Annotated in this window: 18 protein-coding genes and 1 pseudogene; 8 read left to right on the top strand and 11 right to left on the bottom strand. The window is 61.2% G+C overall.

The features are described from left to right. Nucleotide 1: 1 nt before the first annotated feature. From AB4N73_RS25900 to pmbA, 3 genes and pseudogenes are all read right to left on the bottom strand, one after another. Nucleotides 2-442 carry a hypothetical protein gene (locus tag AB4N73_RS25900; RefSeq protein ID WP_042608764.1) on the bottom strand — a complete coding sequence of 147 codons (441 nt, stop codon included), beginning with the start codon at nt 440-442 and terminating at the stop codon, nt 2-4. Nucleotides 443-579: 137 nt separating this feature from the next. Further along, nucleotides 580-660, bottom strand: a pseudogene (locus AB4N73_RS25895) (FagA protein); the annotation flags it as partial. A 252-nt stretch (nt 661-912) separates the two neighbouring features. After that, the gene (gene pmbA, locus AB4N73_RS25890; protein WP_024011613.1) at nt 913-2,259 is read right to left on the bottom strand and encodes a metalloprotease PmbA; all 1,347 of its coding nucleotides are present in this window, start codon (nt 2,257-2,259) and stop codon (nt 913-915) included. A 108-nt stretch (nt 2,260-2,367) separates the two neighbouring features. Between pmbA and yjgA the strand changes: the two genes are divergently transcribed. Then, the gene (gene yjgA / locus AB4N73_RS25885; protein ID WP_016771692.1) at nt 2,368-2,892 is read left to right on the top strand and encodes a ribosome biogenesis factor YjgA; all 525 of its coding nucleotides are present in this window, start codon (nt 2,368-2,370) and stop codon (nt 2,890-2,892) included. A gap of 51 nt (nt 2,893-2,943) precedes the next feature. On the opposite strand, the gene tldD is transcribed toward yjgA, so the two are convergent. After that, the gene (tldD, locus tag AB4N73_RS25880; protein ID WP_460142725.1) at nt 2,944-4,386 is read right to left on the bottom strand and encodes a metalloprotease TldD; all 1,443 of its coding nucleotides are present in this window, start codon (nt 4,384-4,386) and stop codon (nt 2,944-2,946) included. A 4-nt stretch (nt 4,387-4,390) separates the two neighbouring features. After that, on the bottom strand, nt 4,391-5,251 hold the full coding sequence (locus tag AB4N73_RS25875; protein ID WP_056782936.1) for a carbon-nitrogen hydrolase family protein: 861 nt from the start codon (nt 5,249-5,251) through the stop codon (nt 4,391-4,393). A 347-nt stretch (nt 5,252-5,598) separates the two neighbouring features. On the opposite strand from AB4N73_RS25875, the gene AB4N73_RS25870 reads away from it, so the two are divergent. Beyond that, nucleotides 5,599-6,570, top strand: coding sequence for an IS110 family RNA-guided transposase (locus AB4N73_RS25870; protein WP_056786210.1), 972 nt, complete (start codon nt 5,599-5,601; stop codon nt 6,568-6,570). A 37-nt stretch (nt 6,571-6,607) separates the two neighbouring features. Here the strand turns inward: AB4N73_RS25870 and AB4N73_RS25865 are convergent, their stop codons facing one another. The 6 genes from AB4N73_RS25865 to mreB all read right to left on the bottom strand — a co-directional run bounded on the left by AB4N73_RS25865 (nt 6,608) and on the right by mreB (nt 15,409). Further along, nucleotides 6,608-10,411, bottom strand: coding sequence for a YhdP family protein (locus tag AB4N73_RS25865; protein WP_460142724.1), 3,804 nt, complete (start codon nt 10,409-10,411; stop codon nt 6,608-6,610). Nucleotides 10,412-10,486: 75 nt separating this feature from the next. Continuing rightward, nucleotides 10,487-11,944 carry a ribonuclease G gene (gene rng, locus AB4N73_RS25860; protein ID WP_016771696.1) on the bottom strand — a complete coding sequence of 486 codons (1,458 nt, stop codon included), beginning with the start codon at nt 11,942-11,944 and terminating at the stop codon, nt 10,487-10,489. Between the two features lie 58 nt (nt 11,945-12,002). Continuing rightward, a complete protein-coding gene (locus AB4N73_RS25855; protein ID WP_073473801.1) occupies nt 12,003-12,599 on the bottom strand; it encodes a Maf family protein in 597 nt (198 codons plus the stop codon). 37 nt (nt 12,600-12,636) lie between these two features. After that, complete coding sequence (mreD, locus tag AB4N73_RS25850; RefSeq protein WP_024011608.1) at nt 12,637-13,128, bottom strand: rod shape-determining protein MreD; 492 nt, start codon at nt 13,126-13,128, stop codon at nt 12,637-12,639. Next, nucleotides 13,128-14,231 carry a rod shape-determining protein MreC gene (mreC, locus tag AB4N73_RS25845; RefSeq protein WP_076565845.1) on the bottom strand — a complete coding sequence of 368 codons (1,104 nt, stop codon included), beginning with the start codon at nt 14,229-14,231 and terminating at the stop codon, nt 13,128-13,130. Before mreC ends, mreD begins: the two co-directional genes overlap by 1 nt. 140 nt (nt 14,232-14,371) lie before the next feature. Further along, nucleotides 14,372-15,409, bottom strand: coding sequence for a rod shape-determining protein MreB (mreB, locus tag AB4N73_RS25840; RefSeq protein WP_002555108.1), 1,038 nt, complete (start codon nt 15,407-15,409; stop codon nt 14,372-14,374). Nucleotides 15,410-15,620: 211 nt separating this feature from the next. Here mreB and gatC point away from each other — a divergent pair, with 211 nt between their 5' ends. From gatC to AB4N73_RS25810, 6 genes are all read left to right on the top strand, one after another. Continuing rightward, the gene (gatC, locus tag AB4N73_RS25835; RefSeq protein WP_024011606.1) at nt 15,621-15,908 is read left to right on the top strand and encodes an Asp-tRNA(Asn)/Glu-tRNA(Gln) amidotransferase subunit GatC; all 288 of its coding nucleotides are present in this window, start codon (nt 15,621-15,623) and stop codon (nt 15,906-15,908) included. 16 nt (nt 15,909-15,924) lie between these two features. Beyond that, nucleotides 15,925-17,376: an Asp-tRNA(Asn)/Glu-tRNA(Gln) amidotransferase subunit GatA gene (gene gatA, locus AB4N73_RS25830; protein WP_041477968.1), complete on the top strand. Its 1,452-nt coding sequence runs from the start codon at nt 15,925-15,927 to the stop codon at nt 17,374-17,376. 10 nt (nt 17,377-17,386) lie between these two features. Further along, on the top strand, nt 17,387-18,832 hold the full coding sequence (gatB, locus tag AB4N73_RS25825; RefSeq protein ID WP_016771702.1) for an Asp-tRNA(Asn)/Glu-tRNA(Gln) amidotransferase subunit GatB: 1,446 nt from the start codon (nt 17,387-17,389) through the stop codon (nt 18,830-18,832). A 218-nt stretch (nt 18,833-19,050) separates the two neighbouring features. Continuing rightward, nucleotides 19,051-19,422 (top strand): septal ring lytic transglycosylase RlpA family protein, encoded by a 372-nt coding sequence (locus AB4N73_RS25820; RefSeq protein WP_056782925.1) that lies wholly within the window; start codon nt 19,051-19,053, stop codon nt 19,420-19,422. Between the two features lie 97 nt (nt 19,423-19,519). Continuing rightward, entirely contained in the window at nt 19,520-20,530 is a 1,011-nt protein-coding gene (locus AB4N73_RS25815) for a calcium/sodium antiporter (RefSeq protein WP_460143613.1), read from the top strand. Further along, complete coding sequence (locus tag AB4N73_RS25810) at nt 20,527-20,907, top strand: carboxymuconolactone decarboxylase family protein (protein ID WP_460142723.1); 381 nt, start codon at nt 20,527-20,529, stop codon at nt 20,905-20,907. Before AB4N73_RS25815 ends, AB4N73_RS25810 begins: the two co-directional genes overlap by 4 nt. Nucleotides 20,908-21,004 lie beyond the last annotated feature (97 nt).

Below are 21,004 nucleotides of genomic sequence, written 5' to 3'. Positions count from 1 at the left end.
TTCAATGGACTCCATACTGATGAGAAGTTGAGGCGCGGCGGGCATTGCCGGTGTCCGGATGCAGCAGGCGCTGGGTGCGTGGGTATTCGCCGTGCTCGCTGATGAAGTTCAACAGTTCGACATAGGTCTTGCTGCTCTGGCGCAGCGCCGCCTCACGCAGGGCCGGACGCAAGCGCTCGTCCTGCATGGTCTGCAACAAACGTTGATGGATGGCACAGAGATATTCGGCGCTCTCCTCCGGTTGGTTCAGGCGCAGATGCAGGTCAGCCAGGTTGTGATGTGAGACGACGCAGGCCGCTACCGCTTCGTCGGCATCCGCCCAGCGTTCGAACAACACTTGCGCCAGGGCCAGGGCTTGCAGGTAAGCCTCGCGGGCGTCGATCAGTTCGCCCAGCATGAAGCAGCGATTGGCCCGTTCGATCGTGCGTTTCCAGTGCTCCATGATGAGCCTCCAAAGCGGTTGCGGGGTTTACACGCCGCCGGCGGTGAGTTTCTCGGGGTTGAGCAACTCTTTCAGCTGGCTGCGCGACAGGCGGGTGTGTTCCAGGGCGACGTCGATCACCGCACAGCCTTCCTTGCAGGCGTTAGCGCGCAACGGATCTGGCGACTCATCCAGCGCCGGCTTTCGAGGTAAGGCTGCTCGTGCAAGGCAGAACTCATGATCCGTGACTCGTCCGGAAATGAGATTTATTATTAGATGATAATGAGAACCAAAACAAGCGTTCGAGTTTGCGCTGTTCATTTGTGGGAGCGAGCCTGCTCGCGAATGCGCCGTGTCAGCCAGCACATTTGCAACTGATCCACCGCTTTCGCGAGCAGGCTCGCTCCCACAGGGGATTTGTGCGAAGCGAATAAAAAAGGCGCGCCATCCACAACGGATCGCGCGCCTTTTTTTGTTGGCGGATTCGCGGCTTAGCTGCCGGCGACAGTCATCCGCTCGATCAACACAGACCCGGTGCGAATGTTGCTGCGCAGTTCCAGATCATTACCCACCGCGACAATCTGCTTGAACATGTCACGCATGTTGCCGGCGATGGTCACTTCCTGCACGGCGAACTGGATCTCGCCGTTTTCCACCCAGAAGCCCGCAGCGCCGCGCGAATAGTCACCGGTGACCATGTTCAGGCCATGGCCCATCAACTCGGTGACCAGCAATCCCCGGCCCATGCGCTTGAGCAGTGCTGCCTGATCCTCGTCGCCATGGGTGACGAACAGGTTGTGCACCCCGCCCGCGTTGGCGGTGCTCGGCATGCCCAGTTTCCGTCCGGAATAGGTGCCGAGGATGTAGGAGACCAACTCGCCCTTTTCGACAAACGGTTTCGCGTAAGTCGCCAGGCCATCACCGTCGTAGGAAGCACTGCCCATGGCACGCATCAGATGCGGACGCTCATCAATGGTCAGCCATTCCGGGAACAGCTTCTGCCCCAGTGTGCCTTCCAGAAACGACGATTTGCGATACAGGCTGCCGCCGGATACTGCCGAGAGGAAGCTGCCGAACAGACCGCCCGCCAGTTCGGCGGAAAACAGCACCGGCACCTCGCATGTCGGCACCGGCCGCGCGCCCAGACGGCTCGCCGCCCGTTGCGCGGCACGCTGGCCGATGCTCACCGGATCGGCGAGCAGACTGCCCTGGCGATTGACGTCATACCAGTAATCGCGCTGCATCTGCCCGTCAGCTTCGGCGATCATCACGCAACTCAGGCTGTGCCGGGTCGACGCGTAACCGCCGATGAAACCGTGGCTGTTGCCATAAACCCGGCAGCCCTGATGGGTGCTGAGGGTGGTGCCGTCGGCGTTCTTGATCCGCGCATCGGCATCGAACGCGGCTGCCTCGCAGAGCAAAGCCTTCTCAATGGCCTGTTCCGGGGTGATGTCCCATTCGTGGAACAGGTCGAAATCCTGCACATCCCTGGCCATCAGCGCCGCATCGGCCAGACCCGAGGCTTCGTCCTCGGAGGTGTGTTTGGCGATCGCGAGTGCTGCAGCGACGGTTTCACGAATCGCCTCCGGCCCGGTGGCCGAGGTGCTGGCCGAGCCTTTGCGCTGGCCGACGTACAGGGTGATGCCAAAACCCTGATCACGATTGAATTCAACGGTTTCGACCTCGCGCTGACGCACCGAGGTCGACAGCCCCTGCTCCAGCGACACCGCGACTTCACAGGCGCTGGCGCCCTGGCGCTTGGCTTCGGCGATGATCTGCTCGACCTGTTCTTGCAGTGCCGGCAATGCCTGCGGGCCGACGCTTTGAACTGCACTCATGCTCATCTCCACTCAAATTCTGCTTTCGGCTGGGGTCATCGAGCGACCGGGCCGGACAAGCGGCCCCCGACTGGTTATCATGGCGGCGTTTCTTTGCGGACTGCCACCATGGTTGATTCTTACGACGACTCCCTCGATACGGGAGAAAAAAGCAAATCTCAGGTCAAACGCGAGTTGCATGCGCTGGTTGACCTCGGCGAGCGCCTGACCACACTCAAGCCTGATCTGGTCGCCAAACTGCCGTTGACCGACGCTTTGCGCCGGGCATTGGCCGATGCGCCCAAGCACACCGCGAACATCGCGCGTAAACGGCATTTGCAGTTCATCGGCAAACTGATGCGCGACCAGGACACTGACGCGATTCTGACTCTGCTCGATCAACTCGATGCCTCCACTCGCCAGTACAACGAGCGTTTCCATAATCTGGAACGCTGGCGTGACCGCCTGATCGCGGGCGATGACGCCGTGCTGGAGAAATTCGTCATCGAGTACCCGGACGCCGATCGCCAGCAATTGCGTTCCCTGATCCGTCAGGCCCAGCATGAGGTTGCGCAAAACAAACCACCTGCTTCGAGCCGCAAGATCTTCAAATACATTCGGGAGCTGGACGAGACTCAACGCGGCCTGCGTTGAAAATCGCCACCGGGTGGCCGTCCTGCGCGCCACCCGAAAGCCCCACCGTTCTTATGCGCCCGTGCCACCCACGGTAATCGCATCGATTTTCAGCGTTGGCTGGCCGACACCCACCGGCACCGACTGCCCATCCTTACCGCACGTACCCACACCGCTATCCAGCGCCAGATCGTTACCAACCATCGACACCCGGCTCATCGCCTCGGGGCCGTTGCCGATCAATGTCGCGCCTTTGACCGGTGCGGTGATCTTGCCGTCCTCGATCAGATAAGCCTCGCTCGTCGAGAACACGAACTTGCCGCTGGTGATATCGACCTGACCGCCGCCGAGGTTGGCGCAGTAGATGCCCTTCTTCACCGAAGCGATGATTTCCGCCGGATCACTTTCGCCACCGAGCATGTAGGTGTTGGTCATGCGTGGCATCGGCAGATGCGCATAGGATTCGCGACGACCGTTACCGGTGCGCGCCACGCCCATCAGCCGCGCATTGAGCTTGTCTTGCATGTAGCCCTGGAGCACGCCGTTTTCGATCAGCGTGGTGCACTCGGTTGGTGTGCCTTCGTCATCGACGCTCAGCGAACCGCGACGACCGCTCAAGGTGCCGTCATCGACGATGGTGCAAAGCTTGGAGGCAACCATTTCGCCCATGCGCCCGCTATAGGCCGAGCTGCCCTTGCGGTTGAAATCGCCTTCCAGACCGTGACCGACCGCTTCGTGCAGCAGCACCCCGGACCAGCCGGAACCCAGCACCACCGGCAAGGTACCGGCCGGCGCTGGAATTGCTTCAAGGTTGACCAGTGCCTGGCGCAGCGCTTCGCGGGCATAACCCATGGCGCGGTCTTCGGCGAGGAAGTAGCGGTAATCGGTACGCCCGCCGCCGCCATGCCCGCCGCGTTCGCGCCGGCCGTTCTGCTCAACGATGACGCTGACATTGAAGCGCACCAGCGGTCGCACGTCGGCGGCCAGGCCACCGTCGGTGGAGGCCACCAGAATCCGCTCCCAGACCCCGGCCATGCTCACGCTGACCTGCTGAATCCGTGGATCGAGTGCGCGGGTGGCGACGTCGATGCGTTTGAGCAACTCGACTTTTTCCGCGCGGCTGAGCACTTCCAGCGGGTTATCCGGCGCGTACAGCTGCGCGACGTCCTGGCTGGTGAATGCCTGCACGGTGCCGTTCTGTCCGGCACGGGAGATCGAACGCGCGGCGCGGGCCGCTGCGCCGAGGGCCTCGAGGGTGATCGCGTTGCTGTAGGCAAAACCGGTCTTCTCACCGGACTGTGCACGCACGCCGACACCCTGATCGAGGTTGAAGCTGCCTTCCTTGACGATGCCGTCTTCCAACGCCCATGACTCGGAAATCTGGCCCTGGAAATACAGGTCGGCGGCATCGATGCCCGGTCCGGCCAGATCGCCGAGCACGCCTTGCAGGCTCTCGATCGTGACACCGCCGGGTGCCAACAGGTGATCACTGACTGAGGACAACAACTCGCTCATAGGTTTACGCCTTAAATTCGTGTTCTGAAGCAGGCCGCTGGGCGCCCTGCGAGAAAAACCGCCGATGACGCGTCACCGGCATGCGCGCCCGGATGGACGCTTGTTCATCGCTGTCGCGGGCGGCCAGCAACACCGCCTCGCCTTGATCCTGTTGGGCCAGTACGCGCCCCCACGGGTCGACAATCGCCGCATGCCCGAAGGTTTCACGCGGTCCGGGATGGCTGCCGCCCTGCGCGGCCGCCAGGATATAACACTGTGTTTCGATGGCCCGCGCGCGGATCAGTACATCCCAGTGCGCGGCGCCGGTCACGGCCGTAAACGCCGACGGTGCAGTAATCAATTCGGCACCGGCGGCACGCAATTCACTGTACAGCTCCGGGAAACGCAAGTCGTAACACACGCTCAGACCGACTCGCCCCACCGGCGTATCCGCCACCACTACATTACCGCCATAAGCATAGTCATCGGATTCACGGTACCGGCCGCGATTGTCGGCGACATCGACATCGAACAGATGCAGCTTGTCATAGCGCGCGACCACCTCGCCGTGCTCGTTGATCAGCAATGAGCAGGCATTGGCTTTGGCCGTGGGTTGACCCAACGGTGGCAACGGCAACGTGCCGGCGACTATCCATAAGGTGAGGTCGCGGGCGGTCTGTTTCAACCATGGCAGGATCGGCCCTTCGCCCAAGGCCTCGGCGCGGCCGATATCGGCGACGTCGCGACGGCCCATGGCGGCGAAGTTTTCCGGCAGCACCGCGAGTTTCGCCCCGCCGGCGGCGGCCTGTTCAAGCAGGCGCCGGGCCTGGGCCAGATTGGCCGGCACGTCGCTCTGGCTGACCATTTGAATCACCGCTAAAGACATGGCCGCTCCTCGGGATTTGCATATGACTGTGTAGGAGCTGGCGAAGGCTGCGATCTGTTGATTTTTTTTAAGAGCCAGATCAAAAGATCGCAGCCTTCGGCAGCTCCTTGTATCTCGACTAACGCTCCGTCAGGAGCGATAGTTCTCGACTGATCATCGAGGGAGGGACTTGGAAGCCGCGCAGCTCCTTAGGCTTTTTGCCTGTGACGTAGATCGTGCTCCAGCCCTCCACACTCACTCGTACAGTTCGCACGGTATCTTGGGCCCGCCTGCGGCGAGAGCCCGCATTCGCAAGGTTGGACAGAGTGACGTGATGATCGCAACAGGGAACAAGTGGAGAAACGATCATGTCCGGTTTCGTTGGCGTCGACATCGCAAAGAACACCTTTGATATCGCTACACACCAGCCCAACGGCAAGCACAAAACCAAGGCCAAGCTGGCCAACGATCCAAAGGGCTTTAAAGAGTTTGAGGCGTGGCTAGAAAAAAACGCCGAGCGTTCGGCCCTGATCGTGATGGAAGCCACCAGCGTCTACCACTTGGAGCTCGCGGAATTCGTTTACAACAAAGGCTTCCGGGTCTGCGTCGTGAACCCGGCTACGACCAAAGCGTACGCTGACAGCGAACTGCGCCGCATCAAGACCGATAAAAGCGATGCCAAACTGATCGCCGACTTTGCCCGGGAAAAGGATCAAAAACTTCACCCATGGGCGCCTGAGCCGCTGAAATACCGCCAGTTAAAAGCAATGGTGCGCCGCCTGGATGACCTTCAGGAAATGGAACAAATGGAGCTTAATCGTCTGGACGTTTCCGACGAAAAGGTCAAAGACTCGATCAACTCCGTTCTGCGCCATATCGAAAAAGAGATCGTAGAAACGCATAAGGCGATCAAAAAACACATCGATGACGACCCGGATATGCGTCAGATGCGGGATCTCATCGTAACCATCGACGGCATCGGACAAAAAACGCTTGAACGATTGCTCGCCGAACTGGGTGACTTGCGCAAATACAGTGATCCTCGCCAACTGGTCGCTGCTGCAGGGCTCAATCCAAAGCTGCAGGAATCAGGAAAGCTCAAAGGTCACACCCTGATCTCAAGAGTAGGGTCAGCACGGCTGCGTGCAGGCCTTTACATGCCTGGCATGGTGGCGCTGAAACACAATAAGGCGATCAAGGCGATGAAAGAACGCCTGGAAGCCAATGGCAAGGCCCCCAAGCAGATCATCTGCGCAGCAATGCGCAAGCTGCTGCACTTCGTTTACGGAGTGCTCAAGTCAGGACTGCCATATGACCCGAAACTTGCGCTTGCCCGGTGAGGCTCAAGACGGTATCTACAGGGGTAGTGTCTGCTAGTTAAAAAGGCTTGTCGAAGGTGATTTTCGGCTCTTTCCATGGGCCTTTGACGGTGTACTTGACGCTGGCGAAGCGCGCGACGCGGTCGCCGATCAGCTTGTCGATGAGGAACAGCGCGCCGCCGACCGCCGGTGCGCCGACGAGCAGCGCGGCGATCGGCAGGTTGTTGGTCACCGGCAGTGTCACCAGCAATTTCGCATCGACCTTGTCACCGACCAGATCCAGCGTGCCGTCCAATTCCAGATTGCTCGAAGGCCCGGTCAGGCGAATCGGCTCACGTGTCACGTAGACACCATTGTTCGCCACCAGCAAACCTTTGACCCGGTCGTAGCTCAGGCCTTTGCCGAACAGGTCGGAGAAGTCCAGACGCAGGCGCCGGCCGATCGAGTTGAAGTTGAGCAGGCCGAACACCCGCAGCGCCTGAGCACCGCCTTCCACTTCAACGAACTGGCCTTTGTTCAGCGAGGCATCGAGGGTGCCGGAGAAGCGCTTGGTCGCCAGCCACGCCGGCGAGCCCGGCCAACGGCCGTCGACATCCATATGGAATTCTTCGCTGGTCACGCTCGGCGCGAAGCCCCAGCCTTTGAGCACGTCGGCCAGATTCTTGCCGCCAATGCGGCCCTTGTACCAACTGCTGGTCGCCCCCGGCGCGCCTTCCCAGCCGCCGTTGCCTTGCAGCAGGATACCCTTGAGGCCCATGTCGAGGTTGTTCAGCGCGATGCCTTTGGCAGTCGGCCGCACTTTCAGCGACCAGCCACCGACCAGATCGGGGCCGAGGAACAACTGATTGAGGGTGATATCCAGCGCCGGGATTTTCGTCGGGTCGACCGACGCCAATGGATCAGGCGCGTTCTCGTCAGCCTGCACCGCCGGGTCCGGCGCCGGCAGTTTCACGTATTGCAGATTCACCGCAATCGGCACGCCGTTGGCGTCCGGCAGGCTGGCGCTGCCCTTGGCCTGTTGGCTGTCGAGCGCCAGGTTCCACGCGCCTGGCTTGCGATTGATCTGCACCGAAGCCTGATCCAGCGTGGTGCCGAACGCGGTCAATTTGCCGACCTTGATGTCAGCACTGCTCAGCAGTTGCTTGGCGCTGCCGCCCGGATCCCCGCCAGCGTACTTGCTGGCCAGATCCTGCCACGGCGCGACGTCCAGTTCCGACAGCACCCCGCGAATGCGCAGGCCCTTGGCGCCCGGCAACACCGCTTCGCCAGCGCCGAGAAACAGTTCGCCACGGCCGTCGGCGAAATTGCTCGGCGGCGCAGCAAAAGTGAAATTGGCCAGTTGATCGTAATTGAACCAGTAACGCCGCTCCTGCCCTTGCAGGGTCATGCGAAACACTGTGTCGCGCCCGACATCGGCGGTCATGCCGAACGGCGCCGGCAGATCCACCGCCACGCCTTTGAGGCTGGAGCTGACCAACAACTGGCTGTCGGCCCCGGAAAGATTCAGCTGCAACTGATACGGAATCGTCCCGGACACCGGCAACGGCTGGGTCACGCCCAGCCAGTCGGTGAGCTTTTTGACTTCAACCTGTCCAGATGCGGCGACGCGAGTCTTGATCTGATTGGGGCTGCCGTCGGCGAATATCTGCGCAGTGACCGGTTTGTCGAAGGCCCGTGCAGAGATGTTCTGGCCGCTGAGGCCCTTATTGCTGTCGAAGCGGAAATCGCCCTTGAGCTGGCTCAGTTCGAGCTTCGGTTCGGCCAGTTTCAGCCGCGCGTTGGCGGTTTTGAAATCGACGAGGATTTTCGGCTGCTCGCCCTTGGCCAGCGGAATATCCAGCTTGAGCTTGCCATTCAGATCACCCGCACCCTCCCAACCAGCAAAGGTCTCACCAGTGCCGATCGGCGCATCCTGAAGAATCTTCAAGCCGTCGCCCAGGCCACCGGCAAATGCGCCATCCAGGAACAAATGCGAGTTCTGCCCGGCCGGTACATGAGGAATATTGACGAAGACATCGCTGACTTGGGTGTCGAGCAACTGGCCTTTGCTGGCCCAGATGCGCACGCCGCTGTCTTCGATGAACACATCGCCGCTGACTTTGCTCACATGCGGCCAGCCCGGCTGAAACGCCAGCTCGGCGTCGTGCACTTTGAAGAACAGGCTGATGCTGCGATCAGCCTCGCCAGCGTTCTTGCTCAGCGAGCCCTGATACTGGAAGAAGCCCTGGTCCACTGCGCCTTTGAGGATCGCTGTGCGCAGCCACTCATCAAGCGCCGGGCTCAACACCGCCGGCAGGTATTTCGCGGTGTAGCGACCGTCGCCATCAACCAGGCCGACGCGCAGGTCCATGTAGTCTTCCTGGCTATGGTCAAAGTGCAGGCGAATGAGGAAATCACCGGCAATCTTGCCCTCCTCGCCCAATACCTTGAGGTATGGCGCAATCAGGGTGAAGCCATCCTTGTCGAGCTTCCAGGTCAGCCGCGCATTGGCCTGCAGGTATTGCCATGGCTTGGCGAAAATCGGATCGAGGTGCAGGACGAAATCCTTGCTGTCGAGGCGCAACTCGCCGCCGTCGAGGTTGCCACTCAGGCTGCCACTGACATTGCGCGCCGCCGGAGCGCCGTGGTAGGCATCGAAACCGACATTATCGAGGTTGGCGGCAAAGCCGAATTTGTTGCCATCGGTGGCGGTCGGGCGGAAGTCCAGCAGCACATTACGCAGGCCGCCGGTTACCTTCAAACGCTCGACCACTGTGGCGAAGCTTTGTGGCAACGGCCCCAGCGCATTGAGCAGCGGCGTGATCGGGGTCAGATCGAGGCGATCGGCCTGCAGATGCCAGAGCTCTTCAGCCTTGGCGCTGGCGCGAGTCTGCTGCACCTGCACATGGGATTCCCAGCGGGTGTCGCCGAAGCTCATCGCCAGTGAATCGAGGGTGACTTTCACCCCTTCGGCTGTGTTGCGGTAATAGGCGTTGAGCGCCAGATTGTTGATCTGGATCGGCTTGCGCTCGGCGTAGGCACCGGTCACTTGCGGCGCATTCAGGCGCAACGCGGCGCTTTGCAAAGCGCCTTCGGACCAATCGACCCAGAGTTCGCCGCCGGCCTTGATCTCGGAAAAATTCCATTGCTGGGTCAGGCGCTCGGGAAGCCATTTCGACCAGTCGCTCTGCGGCAGGCTGGCATAACCCTCGATGGCGCTGTTCTGCCATTGATCGGGACGCAGCTGGCTGCGCAGGCTCAGCGCGACAGGCTGGCCATCGGGCAAGGTCAGACGCGCGTCGAGACGCTGGCGGCTGGCGCCGGTACGCAGATTGAGGCCGACATAGGTGAGCGTCATGGGCGGGTGATCGAGCGGTTGCAGGGTCACCTGGCTGTCGAGCACCGACAATTGCCTGATCATCTGCGAGCGCTGGAACAGTTGCGCCGCATCGAACGGCTGATCCTTCTGCACCGGCAGCCCTTCCAGCGCCCAGGTACCGTCTTCGGCTTCCTTGAGGCTGATCTTCAAACCGTTGAGTTCGATATGCGCGAGACGGACTTCGCGGGCGAGCAAGCTGCCCCACATATCCGGCACTACCCGTACGCGGTCGAGGCGCAGCGCGTTGGCGCCGTCGCCGACCATCACGTCATGGGCCAGCAGGATCGGCGCGAAACCGCTCCAGTTGCCTTCCAGCTCACCGATCTGCAAGGGCATGCCGAGGGCGGCGCTGGCCTTGTCTTCGATGTCGGCGCGGTATTCGGCCACCAGTGGCGTCAGCTCGCGGCCGAGGCTGACGTACAACGCCATCAACACCAGAACCAACGCGCACAGGCCCAGCCCCCAGCGGGTGAGTGCGGCCAGAATGCGTGTCAGACGCTCCATGTCAGTTGGCTCCCATGGCAAAAAAACTGCGAAAAGCTGAGGCCAGCCGCGTTGAATGAAGGGTGATGCAGGGTTTCAGAGCAGCACCACGTCATATTGTTCCTGGGAATACATGGTTTCCACCTGGAAGCGTATGGTGCGACCGATGAAGCCTTCAAGCTCGGCGACGTTACCGGACTCTTCATCGAGCAGACGATCGACCACCTTCTGGTTGGCCAGCACCCGGTAACCCTCGGCCTGATAAGCGCGGGCCTCGCGCAGAATCTCGCGGAAGATCTCGTAACAGATGGTTTCGGCGGTCTTCAGCTTGCCGCGTCCCTGACAACTGCTGCACGGTTCGCACAGCACCTGCTCAAGGCTTTCGCGGGTGCGCTTGCGGGTCATCTGCACCAGGCCCAATTCGGTGATGCCGATGATGTTGGTCTTGGCGTGGTCGCGCTCCAGCTGTTTTTCCAGAGTGCGCAGGACCTGACGCTGGTGCTCTTCATCTTCCATGTCGATGAAGTCGATGATGATGATCCCGCCGAGGTTGCGCAGGCGCATCTGCCGGGCAATCGCCGTGGCCGCTTCGAGATTGGTCTTGAAAATGGTTTCTTCGAGGTTGCGATGACCGACGAACGCCCCGGTGTTGACGTCAATGGTGGTCATGGCTTCCGCCGGATCGATCACCAGATAGCCGCCAGACTTCAACGGCACCTTGCGCTCCAGCGCGCGCTGGATTTCGTCTTCGACACCGTACAGATCGAAGATCGGCCGCTCGCCCGGATAGTGTTCCAGACGATCGGCGATTTCCGGCATCAGTTCGGCGACGAACTGCGTGGTTTTCTGGAAGGTTTCCCGGGAATCGATGCGGATCTTCTCGATCTTCGGATTGACCAGGTCACGCAGGGTACGCAGGGCCAGGCCGAGGTCTTCGTAGATCACGCTCGGCGCGGCGATGGTCTTGATCTGCTCGTTGATCTGGTCCCAGAGGCGCCGCAGGTAGCGGATGTCCATGAGGATTTCATCAGCCCCGGCACCTTCAGCGGCTGTGCGCAGAATGAAGCCGCCGGCCTCCTTGATGCCTTCTTTGGCCACGCAATCGCTGACCACCTGCTTGAGACGCTCGCGCTCGGCTTCGTCTTCGATCTTCAGGGAAATGCCGACGTGGGCGGTTCGCGGCATGTACACCAGATAACGCGAAGGAATCGACAGTTGTGTGGTCAGGCGTGCACCTTTGGAGCCGATCGGGTCTTTGGTGACTTGCACCACCAGACTTTGGCCTTCGTGCACCAGCGAACTGATGCTTTCCACCGCCGGGCCTTCACGCAGGGAGATTTCGGCGGCGTGAATGAAAGCCGCACGATCAAGGCCAATGTCAACAAATGCCGCCTGCATGCCCGGCAGGACACGAACGATCTTGCCTTTATAGATGTTGCCGACGATCCCGCGTTTCTGCGTGCGCTCGACGTGGACTTCTTGCAGCACACCGTTTTCGACCACCGCCACGCGCGATTCCATCGGCGTGATGTTGATCAGAATCTCTTCACTCATGGCAGGATCTCGTTCAGGCATGTTCACGATAGTGGCCGCATCTGGATTCGTACGACGCTCAGGGCGTGTTCAGGTTTTGCCAACAGGGTATGCCGAAATGGCCCAACACCTCGCAGGTTTCGCACAACGGCAAGCCGACCACCGCCGAGTAGCTGCCTTCGAGCCCGGCGACAAACACCGCACCCAGGCCCTGAATGCCATAGCCGCCGGCCTTGTCGCGCGGTTCGCCACTGGCCCAGTAGGCGCCGGCCTCATCGCGGCTGATGCTGCGGAAACGTACCCGACTGCGCACCACCCGCGACTCGCAGCGCTCACCTTCAAGCACGGCGATGGCGGTCAGCACTTCGTGTTCGTTGCCGGACAACATCATCAGCATGGCGCATGCGTCGGCTTCGTCCACCGGTTTGCCAAGTATTTTGCCGTCGAGCACCACTGCGGTGTCGGCGCCAAGCACGCAGAACGGCTGATCAGAGACGACCGAACGGCGACCGGCCTCAGCCTTGCCACGCGCAAGGCGTTCGACATAGGCCGAAGGGGATTCTTCAGGAAGCGGGGTTTCGTCGATGTCCGCGCTGATGGCGGAGAACTGCACGCCGATCTGCGTGAGCAATTCACGGCGACGCGGTGAGCCGGAGGCGAGGTAAAGCAGTTTCATCAAAACATCTCCCTGTTCAGTGCCCTGCTTCACCGGCTCAATAGATTCTGTAGCGTCGGCACATCCCGCGAAGGGCGAAGCTGACCCACGGCCAGAGCAAGGCACTGACCAGCGCCGGCAAGACCAGCGCCAGGGTTGGCTGACGGTTGCCGGTCAGAGCGCTGAGCCACAGTTGCGCCAACTGTGCGAGGCCGAAGATCACGAGGATCACCAGGCACTGCTGCCACATCGGGAACATGCGCAGGCGCTGCTGCAACGACAACACGAGGAAAGTAATCAGGGTCAGGATCAGCGCGTTCTGCCCGAGCAGGTCGCCCTGCAGGACATCTTCGGCCAGTCCCAGACAGAAGGCGGTGACCATGCCGACGGTGTGCGGCATGTACAGCGCCCAAAAAGTCACGAGCAAGGCAAGCCACAGCGGGCGAAGGATTTCCATGAAGATCGGCAACGGTGAAACGCTGAGCAGGATGCCGACGAAGAACGTCAACCAGATCATCCAGCCGTTTCCGGATTTTTTCGCGCCGACCATTATTCTCGTCCCCCGGTAGTCGCTGGCGGTTTCGCCGGTGGTTTGCTCGCGGCGGGCGGTTTGGCCGCGGCCGGAGCGGCAGCGGGCGGTTTGCTCGCGGCAGGCTTGGCAGGCGTGGTGGCAGGCGCCGCTGCTTCAGCGGCCGGCGCTGCTGTAGCGGTCGACGGCGTGGCAGGCATGATCAACGGTTTCGGCACGCTGGCCGGCAACATCGGGCCGCCGCCGTGGGCATCAAGCTGTTCCTGCGCCTGGGCCGCGTCATTGGCGCGTTCCTCGGCAGTGCGGCTGTCGCTGAACACCAGCAGCAGATAGCGGCTGCGGTTCAGGGCGGCAGTCGGCACGGCGCGGACAATGGCAAACGGTTGGCCGGAATCGTGGATGACTTCCTTGACCGTGGCCACCGGATAACCAGCGGGGAATCGCTGGCCGAGGCCGGAGCTGACCAGCAGGTCGCCCTCTTTGATGTCCGCCGTGTCGGCGACATGACGCAATTCCAGGCGCTCAGGGTTGCCGGTGCCACTGGCAATCGCGCGCAGACCGTTACGGTTCACCTGCACGGGAATGCTATGGGTGGTGTCGGTCAGCAGCAGGACCCGCGAGGTGTACGGCATCAATTCAACCACCTGGCCCATCAGCCCGCGCGCATCGAGCACCGGTTGACCGAGCACCACGCCGTCGCGCTCACCTTTGTTGATGATGATGCGATGGGTGAAGGGGTTGGGGTCCATGCCGATCAACTCGGCCACTTCGACCTTTTCATTGACCAGTGCGGAGGAATTGAGCAACTCGCGCAGCCGAACGTTCTGCTCGGTCAGGGCCGCGAGCTTTTGCATGCGTCCCTGCAACAGCAGGTTTTCGGTCTTGAGTTTTTCGTTTTCGGCGACGAGCTCGGTGCGGCTGCCGAACTGACTGGCGACCCCTTCCCACAAGCGGCCGGGCAGGTCCGTGATCCAGTAGGCATCCATGAGCACCAGCGACGCTTGCTTGCGCGCGGGCTTGAGCAGGTCGAAACGTGCATCGACCACCATCAGTGCGACCGCGAGCACGGCCAGCACCAACAGGCGCACGCCCAACGAAGGGCCTTTGGTGAAAAGCGGTTTAATAAGCCGCTCCTCCCAGGCAAATGTTCTGTTTATTCATACGGCATCAAACCGGCCTGGATGAAGACTGACAGAAGATAAACGCCAACAGGCAGCACTGCAAAGTGCTGCCTGTGCGCTCACCCACGTATTGCATTCGAAGCTTATTCGCTCGAAAGCAGATCCATGGTGTGCTTATCCATCATTTCCAGCGCACGGCCACCGCCGCGAGCAACGCAAGTCAGCGGATCTTCGGCAACGATCACCGGCAGACCGGTTTCCTGGGCCAGCAACTTGTCGAGGTCACGCAGCAGCGCGCCACCACCGGTCAGCACCAGGCCACGCTCGGCGATATCGGAAGCCAGTTCCGGCGGCGATTGCTCCAGCGCGCTTTTCACCGCCTGAACGATGGTTGCCAGCGACTCTTGCAGAGCCTCGAGCACTTCGTTGGAGTTCAGGGTGAATGCGCGTGGAACGCCTTCGGCCAGGTTGCGACCGCGAACATCGACTTCGCGTACTTCGCCGCCCGGGTAGGCCGTACCGATTTCCTGCTTGATGCGCTCGGCGGTGGATTCACCGATCAGGCTGCCGTAGTTGCGACGCACGTAGGTGATGATCGCTTCGTCGAAACGGTCGCCGCCGACACGTACGGATTCGGCGTAAACCACACCGTTAAGGGAGATCAGGGCGATCTCAGTGGTACCACCACCGATGTCCACGACCATCGAACCGCGCGCTTCTTCAACCGGCAGACCGGCACCGATCGCAGCAGCCATCGGCTCTTCGATCAGGAACACTTCACGGGCACCGGCGCCAAGGGCCGATTCACGGATGGCGCGACGCTCAACCTGGGTGGACTTGCATGGAACGCAGATCAGCACACGAGGGCTGGGCTGCAGGAAACTGTTTTCGTGAACCTTGTTGATAAAGTACTGCAGCATCTTTTCGCAGACGCTGAAGTCGGCGATCACGCCGTCCTTCATCGGACGAATGGCAGCAATGTTGCCCGGCGTACGGCCGAGCATGCGCTTGGCCTCGGTGCCGACAGCGACGACACTTTTCTGGTTACCGTGTGTCCGAATGGCCACAACCGATGGCTCATTCAGGACGATACCGCGCTCGCGCACGTAAATAAGGGTGTTGGCAGTGCCCAGGTCAATGGAAAGATCGCTGGAAAACATGCCACGCAGTTTCTTGAACATGGGAAAGGGACCCTAGGCAACGCGTGGGTAAAAAAGTGCGGCAAACTCTAACAACGACAGGGATTTTGGGCAAGGCGCCAATATGTTAAATTGGCCGCTTTTCTGTGCACCAAGCCCCACAATCGCGGCCTTATGACCGTAGAAGTGCGGTAGTGTTCCGACAATCTAACACACGGACGCCGTCCGTTCTGTTTTCCACTGGAGAATCCCGATGGCGCTAGAACGCTCCGACGTGGAAAAAATCGCGCATCTGGCCTGCCTTGGCCTCAACGATGCCGATCTTCCGCACATTACTTCCGCCCTCAACAGCATTCTCGGGCTGGTCGACGAAATGCAGGCCGTTGATACCGACGGTATCGAGCCGCTGGCCCACCCCCTGGAAGCCAGTCAGCGCCTGCGCGCCGACGTGGTGACCGAGACGAATAATCGCGAGGCCTACCAGTCCATCGCACCAGCGGTCGAAAACGGCCTGTATCTGGTTCCGAAAGTCATCGACTAAAGGGAAAGAGCCTGCAATGCATCAAATGACTCTGGCCGAGATCGCCCGCGGTCTCGCCGATAAAAAGTTTTCCTCCGAAGAGCTGACCAAAGTCCTGCTGGCGCGTATTACCCAGCTCGATCCGCAGCTCAACAGTTTCATCAGCCTCACCGAGGATCTGGCCATCGAGCAGGCGAAAGCCGCCGATGCACGCCGGGCCAATGGTGAGAGCGGCGCCCTGCTCGGCGCGCCGATCGCCCACAAGGACCTGTTCTGCACCCTGGGCATCCGCACCAGCTGCGGCTCGAAGATGCTCGACAACTTCAAAGCCCCGTATGACGCCACTGTCGTTGCGAAACTGGCCGCTGCCGGCGCCGTGACCCTGGGCAAGACCAACATGGACGAATTCGCCATGGGTTCGGCCAACGAGTCGAGCTGGTACGGCGCGGTGAAAAACCCGTGGAACCTGGAACATGTGCCGGGCGGTTCGTCCGGTGGCTCGGCTGCGGCAGTAGCTGCTCGTCTGTTGCCAGCGGCCACGGCCACTGACACCGGCGGCTCGATCCGTCAGCCGGCGGCGTTCACCAACCTCACCGGCCTGAAGCCGACCTACGGTCGCGTTTCGCGCTGGGGCATGATTGCCTACGCTTCCAGCCTTGATCAGGGCGGCCCGTTGGCACGCACGGCCGAAGACTGCGCGATTCTGCTGCAAGGCATGGCCGGCTTCGACCCGAACGACTCCACCAGCATCGATGAGCCGGTTCCGGATTACTCCGCCAGCCTGGGCGATTCGCTGCAAGGCCTGCGCATCGGCGTGCCGAAGGAATACTTCAGCGCCGGTCTCGACCCGCGCATCGCCGAGCTGATCCAGAACAGCATCCAGCAGTTGCAGAAGCTCGGTGCGGTGATCAAGGAAATCAGCCTGCCGAACATGCAGCACGCCATTCCTGCGTACTACGTGATCGCCCCGGCAGAAGCGTCTTCCAACCTGTCGCGTTTCGACGGCGTACGTTTCGGCCACCGCTGCGAAAACCCGGAAAACCTCATCGACCTGTACAAGCGCTCCCGTGGCGAAGGCTTCGGCGCGGAAGTACAGCGCCGGATCATGGTCGGTGCCTACGCGCTGTCCGCCGGTTACTACGATGCCTACTACCTGAAAGCGCAGAAGATTCGTCGTCTGGTGAAGAACGATTTCATGGCTGCCTTCAATGAAGTCGACATCATCCTCGGCCCGACCACGCCGAACCCGGCCTGGAAGCTTGGCGCGAAGAACAGCGACCCGGTCGCTGCATACCTGGAAGACGTCTACACCATCACCGCCAACCTCGCCGGCCTGCCGGGCCTGTCGATGCCGGCCGGTTTTGTCGACGGTCTGCCGGTGGGCGTGCAGTTGCTCGCGCCGTACTTCCAGGAAGGCCGTTTGCTCAACGTTGCGCACCAGTATCAGTTGAACACTGACTGGCACACCCGCACCCCAACCGGCTTCTGAGGAGACACACATGCAATGGGAAGTCGTGATCGGGCTGGAGATTCACACTCAGCTCACCACCCGGTCGAAAATCTTTTCCGGTAGTTCCACCACATTCGGTTCCGAGCCGAACACCCAGGCCAGCCTGATCGACCTGGGCATGCCCGGCGTGCTGCCGGTGCTCAACCAGGAAGCGGTGCGCATGGCGGTGATGTTCGGTCTGGCAATTGACGCCGAGATCGGCCAGCACAACGTGTTCGCCCGGAAAAACTATTTCTACCCGGATCTGCCGAAGGGCTACCAGATCAGCCAGATGGAATTGCCGATCGTTGGCAAAGGCCACCTGGACATCGCCCTGGAAGACGGCACGGTCAAACGCGTCGGCATCACCCGTGCGCACCTGGAAGAAGACGCCGGCAAGAGCCTGCACGAAGAATTCAACGGTGCCACCGGCATCGACCTGAACCGTGCCGGCACGCCGCTGCTGGAAATCGTTTCCGAACCGGACATGCGCAGCGCCAAGGAAGCCGTGGCTTACGTCAAGGCGATCCACGCGCTGGTGCGTTACCTGGGCATCTGCGACGGCAACATGGCCGAAGGCTCGCTGCGTTGCGACTGCAACGTCTCGGTACGGCCGAAAGGCCAGGTCGAGTTCGGCACTCGCTGCGAGATCAAGAACGTCAACTCGTTCCGTTTCATCGAGAAAGCGATCAACTCCGAGATCCAGCGCCAGATCGAGCTGATCGAAGACGGCGGCAAAGTGATCCAGCAGACCCGTCTGTACGATCCGAACAAGGACGAGACCCGTCCGATGCGTTCGAAAGAGGAAGCCAACGACTACCGTTACTTCCCCGATCCGGACCTGCTGCCGGTGGTCATCGAAGAGTCGTTCCTCGGTGAAGTGCGTGCCACCCTGCCGGAACTGCCACCGCAAAAGCGCGAACGCTTCCAGAGCCAGTTCGGTCTGTCGGCCTACGACGCCAACGTGCTGGCCACCAGCCGTGAACAGGCGGATTACTTCGAGAAAGTCGCAGCCATCGGTGGCGACGCGAAACTGGCGGCGAACTGGGTGATGGTCGAGTTGGGCAGCCTGCTCAACAAGCAGGGCCTGGACATCGAAGACTCGCCAGTCTCCGCCGAGCAACTGGGCGGCATGCTGCAGCGCATCAAGGACAACACCATCTCCGGCAAGATCGCCAAGGTAGTGTTCGAAGCGATGGCCAATGGTGAAGGCAGTGCTGACGAGATCATCGAGAAGCGCGGCCTCAAGCAAGTCACCGACACCGGCGCGATCTCGGCTGTGCTCGACGAAATGCTCGCGGCCAACGCCGAACAGGTCGAACAGTACCGCGCGGCAGACGAAGCCAAACGCGGCAAGATGTTCGGTTTCTTCGTCGGCCAGGCCATGAAAGCCTCGAAAGGCAAGGCCAACCCGCAGCAGGTGAACGAACTGCTGAAAAGCAAGCTCGAAGGCTGACCACCAATGGAGCCAGATCCAAAGCCTGGCTCCATCCCCTGTGGAAGGGACCTGTGGCGAGGGGATTTATCCCCGTTGGGCCGCGAAGCGGCCCCAATTGCTGAGCTTGATTTGCACCAGATAAACCGAGTTCTCAGTTTTGGGACTGCTGCGCAGTCCAACGGGGATAAATCCCCTCGCCACAGGTCACTCCTACATTTGATCCGGGATACCTTTGAATGAAGCGTCTGTTGCTGAGCAGCGCCCTGCTCTCTCTGCTGGCCGGTTGCGCCAGTACCGACACCATCGACCCGCACGGTTATGACCAGACCGGCGTCGCCTCCTATTACGGAGCCAGGCATCACGGTAAACGCACCGCCAGCGGCGAAGCGTTCAACCAGCATTCCCTGACCGCCGCCCACCGCCAGTTGCCGTTCGGCACGCGGGTGAAGGTCACCAATCTGAAAAACGATGAATCAGTCGTGGTCCGCATCAATGACCGTGGCCCGCACACCCGTGGCCGATTGATCGATCTGTCACGCGAGGCCGCCGATGAAATCGGCATGCTGCGCAGCGGCACCGCACGGGTTCGCGTGCAGGCCCTCGACTGATGGAGCGCCGACCATTTTCGGACTAGCCGATCTGCCGCTGATCAACGTCATCGAACTGCTCAGCGGCCTGTGTCTTTTGCTCATCGGCGCCGAGCTGATGGTGCGCGCCGCCGTGCGTCTGGCCGAGCGCCTGCATGTGCGTCCGTTGATCATCGGCCTGACCATCGTCGCCCTCGGCAGCAGCGCGCCGCAGATGACCGTGAGCCTGCAAGCGGCGTTGACCGACAACCCGGACATCGCCGTCGGCAGCGTGGTCGGCAGCGGCATATTCAATATCCTCGTAACCCTTGGCCTGTCGGCACTGATCATCCCGCTGCGCGTATCGCGGCAACTGGTGCGTCTGGATATCCCGTTGATGATCGGCGCCAGCCTGCTGGTATTCATCCTCGCCTGGAATAAAGACCTCGGGCGTTTCGACGGTGTCCTGCTGCTCGGCGCTCTGGCGCTGTACCTCGGTTTGCTGTTGCGTCAGTCGCGACACTCGACCCGGCCCCATGGCGCACGACCACAGGATACGCAGCAATCCTGGTTGATCAGTGTGCTGATGATTTTCGCTGGCCTGGCCATGCTGGTGTTCGCCGGCCGTCTGCTGCTCGGCGCCGCCGTGGTCGTGGCCACCGACCTGGGCCTGTCGGAACGGGTCATCGGCCTGACCGTGGTTGCGGTCGGCACTTCGTTGCCGGAACTGGCGACGTCGCTGATCGCTGCGTTGCGCGGGCAGCGCGACATTGCCGTGGGCAACGTGATCGGCGCCAATCTGTTCAACCTGCTCGGGGTACTCGGGCTGACCGCGCTGCTCGCACCGACGCCGCTTTCCGTCTCCCCCAACGCGCTGGATTTTGACTTGCCGGTGATGCTCGGCGTCGCTGCGCTGTGCCTTCCGGTGTTTTACTCGGGCTACCGCGTGACCCGGGCCGAAGGCTTGCTGCTGCTCGGTTTGTATCTGGTCTACGGGCTGCACGTGGTGTCGTTCACCACTGGTATGCCGCTGGCCGGCAAACTCGAGCGCTTGATGCTGTTTTATGTCCTGCCGGCGCTGCTGACGTTTCTGCTGTTCACGTCGATCCGCGCCTGGCGTCGCCAACACCACAAGAGAGATGTGCCATGAGCGAGTCGAAGCAGTCCGGGGTTGAAATCCGTCGTCAGGTCATGGGCGATGCGTTCGTTGATCGCGCCTTGGGCAACGCCACCGAGTTCACCCAGCCGTTGCAGGATTTCGTCAATGAACATGCGTGGGGCGGCGTGTGGAATCGTGAGGGGCTGCCGCTGAAAACCCGCAGCCTGATTACCCTCGCCGCGCTGACCGCGTTGAAGTGTCCGCAGGAGTTAAAGGGCCACGTGCGCGGTGCGCTGAACAACGGCTGCACGGTGGAAGAGATTCGCGAGGCGCTGCTGCATTGCGCGGTGTATGCCGGCGTACCGGCGGCGATCGATTCGTTTCGCGCGGCGCAGGAAGTGATCGACAGTTATCAGAAACCGCAATGACCGCCTTCGCGAGCAGGCTCGCTCCCACAGTTGGAATGCGTTTCCCTGTGGGAGCGAGCCTGCTCGCGAAGAGGCCCTGACAGACACTGCAAATCCT

This window comes from Pseudomonas sp. S3_B08 (assembly GCF_054667725.1).
This window is presented reverse-complemented; position numbering and strand designations above follow the sequence as displayed.